This window comes from Acidithrix ferrooxidans, assembly GCF_000949295.1.
GTDB lineage: Bacteria > Actinomycetota > Acidimicrobiia > Acidimicrobiales > Acidimicrobiaceae > Acidithrix > Acidithrix ferrooxidans.
In genome coordinates, this window is the sequence record NZ_JXYS01000056.1 from 1 (window position 1) to 4,224 (window position 4,224).

At 47.3% G+C, this 4,224-nt stretch carries 3 protein-coding genes and 2 pseudogenes; 1 reads left to right on the forward strand and 4 read right to left on the reverse strand.

Annotation, left to right across the window (positions count from 1 at the left end; translation table 11 throughout):
* Positions 1-393 (forward strand): annotated as a pseudogene (locus AXFE_RS19975) (hypothetical protein); the annotation flags it as partial.
* A gap of 16 nt (positions 394-409) precedes the next feature.
* Here the strand turns inward: AXFE_RS19975 and AXFE_RS08865 are convergent.
* The 4 genes and pseudogenes from AXFE_RS08865 to AXFE_RS20435 all read right to left on the reverse strand — a co-directional run bounded on the left by AXFE_RS08865 (position 410) and on the right by AXFE_RS20435 (position 4,113).
* Positions 410-1,261 carry a nuclease-related domain-containing protein gene (locus tag AXFE_RS08865; RefSeq protein WP_052605516.1) on the reverse strand — a complete coding sequence of 284 codons (852 nt, stop codon included), beginning with the start codon at positions 1,259-1,261 and terminating at the stop codon, positions 410-412.
* Between the two features lie 410 nt (positions 1,262-1,671).
* Positions 1,672-2,660: pseudogene (locus tag AXFE_RS19305) on the reverse strand (IS1595 family transposase).
* A 242-nt stretch (positions 2,661-2,902) separates the two neighbouring features.
* A complete protein-coding gene (locus AXFE_RS20430) occupies positions 2,903-3,613 on the reverse strand; it encodes an ATP-binding protein (RefSeq protein ID WP_200891241.1) in 711 nt (236 codons plus the stop codon).
* Positions 3,610-4,113, reverse strand: a complete 504-nt coding sequence (locus AXFE_RS20435; RefSeq protein WP_082058434.1) for an AAA family ATPase — start codon at positions 4,111-4,113, stop codon at positions 3,610-3,612. Before AXFE_RS20435 ends, AXFE_RS20430 begins: the two co-directional genes overlap by 4 nt.
* Between the last annotated feature and the right edge of the window lie 111 nt (positions 4,114-4,224).

Below are 4,224 nucleotides of genomic sequence, written 5' to 3' on the forward strand. Positions count from 1 at the left end.
GGTGGAAGAGGAGGAGATGGAGGTGGCGTTAGTATCAGTGTCGGTGCTGTCGCTGATATTGTTGCCGGTGGCACCATTACGGATATATTCGTCAGTGTCGGTGCTACTGTCGCTCTTGATGATTTTGGTGTCGTTGCTGCTGTCGCTCCTGGTGAAATTGGCGATCTTGCCGTTGCTGCTGCCGTTGCTGCTGCTGCCGTTGCCAATGTCGGTGGTATCGCCGTTACTGCTGTCACTTCTATTGTCGCCGGCATTCTTGCCGGTGGCACCATTACTGTTATAGTCGTCAGTGCCGGTGCTGTCGCTGATATTGTTGCCGGTATTCTTGCTGGTGGCACCATTACTGTTATTGTCGTCAGTGCCGGTGTCTTCAATGAGTCGAGCAAACTTTAGAGGTAAATCTACTCATCTACTTTGGCGGCAATGCTTTCGCTAGCCGTTCAGCTATTTGCCAGATCCTATCTTTCGAGAGCGCTTCAATTTCGGCCATCTTCCGAGACAACGCATTCGGTCCAGACACGAAGGCGCCCCCGACTGAAAAAGGCTTGGCGAACCATCCCCATTCAGCGTCCGTAAAGCAAAGAGCCCCATTTACAGCTATTTCATCAGAGTCAAGCGCAGACCTGACCGCTTTCAACTGCCATTCAAGACCATCTGCAAGCTTGGTCTTATCCCGGCCATCAACGAATAGGTGAATATCGGTACTAAAAAATCCTCCTACGTCACGTTGTTGGACCAAACCCGAATAGTTTTTTGCATCGATGACCCACACTCCAGACGGTGCAATCGCGATATGGTCGATATTGGCCCGACTCTTTGGAACCTTGCGGTCATTTAGTAGGATGACCCTATCTCCAAGGTTTTCAACCAAGACAGACGCTAATTTTTGCTCACCTATCGAACCCTTTTTCCAAGCGATCGTGGACTGGGGGTCATCGCTCAAGAACTTAACGATTCCAGCAAACATCCCAAATTTCGCCTCAATTTGAGCTTCGCGTCTTTCGTGACGCCTTTGGTACTCTTCCATTGCAGACTTCCCGGCCACACCAGTTTCGATAAAAGGTAGTGCTGGTGCGATAGAAATGCCACTGCTCTCATAAAGCTTCTCGACGGGAGGGCTCGCAATCCCACCCTCGAAGCATCTCACGCACAACACCTTGCGCGCCTCCACATCCCACCAAGCTCTATCGCCAACAGCGAGCTGAACTCCACAAAGCGCGCAACAATCGGCGCGACGAAGCGATAGCTGTTTCAAGGCCAATTGCTCCAATCATTCGATCGGATGAACTACTGTCACAATTTGCAGATGTCGCTCCAGAGTATCTGGTAGCAAAAGACAAATTACAAAAAAGACTCCGAGTTAATATTTACGTTATAAGTCATCGGTAAAACCTTTCAATTAATTAAGGGTTGATTAGAGCCCAAATATCAATTCAAAAGTTGGCAGCGCTCATACCGTCGAAGCTGCAAATGCCTTACCACTTCGCCACTGAAGGGCTTTGCCACCCAGCTACACTGCTCTCTAAAGCGCTGATTAGGCTGCGTCGTTATGACCCAGTTGAAAACGTGTTTTCAATCGTTTACTATCAGGGTACCCACATCTGAGCAGCTGATCAAATCGATATCGAAGTGCAGTAGCTGGATGAAATAAGAAGTAAAGAATCATACTTATCAAGTTTCGTAAGCAAGAGCCATTTTGGAGTCAGATTCGCGGAGTAGCGGATGTGGAGACGCAAACACACATGTATTGAGAAGTCGCTCTACCGAGGACATTTCAAAGTGCCTTGCGTTGAATCGGTATGCGAATTCCTCGAGACATAAGTTGCTTATGTTCCTCATCTCCGTGGTATGTTCCGTCGATAAATTTCTTGCAGTTCCCTATCAGGATGTTGAGCCATTTGAATGTTACATGTGCTTGTTCGTCTTTGGATAGAGTGAACCAGTGCGCTAGTCCAAGGTCTTTCAGCACATACCCCGTAACTTGGGTTACCATTACTTATCAGCTTGGTATTAGAATCTCAACGTCTCACAAAAACATCTTTGGGTGATTTAGCAGTGGTATCTTTGATTACTTCCATGAAGCAATGAGTAGGAGCACCATTGCTAATCGACACTCCAATTAGGACATTGGTTTGTTTTGTTCCCTTTCCTCTTCTGCCTTCGCCATGGCTCTCACCATCTAAAAAGAACTCATCTACTCAGGCGTTTTCTCCAAGTTTGTATAAACCATCTCGGTCAGCCATTACGCTCAGCTATTACGCTCAGCCATTGCCTTAGGTAGCTTATTTAGCATCAACCAGCCAGTCGAATAAGATACTTCAACGAATTTAGCAAGGGCTCTAATGGCTAGGGGGTAGTAGCCGAAAGACCACGCTTGTCGTTGGACAATAGATAGATAGCGGAGAACCACTTGGATAAAGAGATATGACTTCGATGAAAGATAGTCCCGGAGGTAACGCTAGTTTGACGTCGACAAGATTTACATTGAAAAAGTGGAGCTCGAGATGCTGCATTTCTTGAAATGATTTGGCCTTACTAAAGTAAATTGGTCAGAGTCACACTTTGGACATCTAAATCCGTCATAGCATAAGCAATTTGATCAAATGATCTTCACATGCTTCCTCTGAAGCGAAGCGTACCATAAAGCCTGAGAGATCCACCAAGACAGCTTTATGGAACATCTGTTCTACTAAGGATTAGCTCCAATCTGGTCTCGGTGGAGGCGAAACTTACGAAACTTGATAAGTATGTAAAGAATTGCCTTCGATTGTAGATTTGGACGCAAAGGGCAAATCGTCAGTAAACCGAGGGGTTTTGGATAACGGCTGCATTTACTAGACGTGTCTTAAGGACTATAGAACAGCTAATCCGCGACCCCTAGATACTAAATAACTTTCAATTTTCACGCCCTCCAAAGTATGTCCATTGGCACCGCGGCAACGCGATCACCAAAAAAAGCTGAATTAGAGCCTGTGTGAAGGATGAAACCTGCAACAAACCTACTTCCGAGTTTTTCACGCAGGAAGCTAAGGCCCTTTGCATCCTTGACCGTTGGGTTTGAATTGGACTTAACTTCTACTCCTACCACCCGTCCGTCAGATGTCTCTAGTACAAGATCGACCTCACCGACGTATTGGTCTCGGAAGTGTGTCAACCTAGCCGTCTCATTGCTCCAAGTCGATTGACGTCTGATTTCACCGGCGACAAAGGTCTCAAGCAAGCCGCCGGCTAGATTCGGATTGGCATCTAAAGAGGCACCCTTAGATGAAACATTCATAAGTCGCGCAGCCAAGCCTGCATCGAGAAGTGAAACCTTTGGACGAGATACAACGCGCTTTGAAAGGTTGGTTGTCCACGCCGGTATGTTCTGCGTCAGATATAAGGTCTGTAGCAACTCTAGATAAGGAGTCAGGGTACGTTGAGGAATGTTGGTGTCGCGAGCCAAGTCGGCAACGTTCAACTCTCCGCTACTTCTTGCAGTCAACATTCTCGGGATCACTGGCAGCTCCGTGATACGTTGAAGGTTCGAGATATCCTCAGCCTCCCTGCGAAGTATGGCATTAGCATAGTTATAAAACCAAAGGTCACGACGCCTTCCCGGAGCACGATTCAAGACCTCGGGATGTCCCCCGCAACAGCTAGTTCGAGATAGTCACTTCGGCTCAGATCACTTGTATGGTTTATGAATCTTTCACCGGACAAAGCCCGATCGATGAACTTCTCCCTATGCCCTATGAGCTCACCCTGACTTAGGCCGAACAACTCGATAATCTCAGCCCAACCAGCAAGACTATCTTCAATAGTGGGTAATTTGAGGAGATTGGCCGATCCAGTCAAAAGAAACCTACCCAGACGATTATCGCCATCGACTACGAACTTTAGCGCTAAAACTAATTCAGGGACACGTTGTACTTCATCAATAGCCAAAAGACGACCTGGGTCGGAGTTGAGGAACCCGACTGGATCCTCACGGGCGCCGTTCGCCGCAACTGGATCGTCAAATGAAACTAACCGTCCGTCCTTAGAATCGACAATCTCTCTAATGAGTATCGTCTCCCCACCTTCCTGGCGCCCTGTATAACAACAACTCTGGTATCGCCAAGGGCCTCTAATACCCGACTCTTGGCATTTCTAGCGATTCGCACCATGTTTTGATTTTAGAAAATACTCGCCGATTTGCTGTACTTACTTCGTCAACNTNNCTCTTATACACATCTCCGAGCC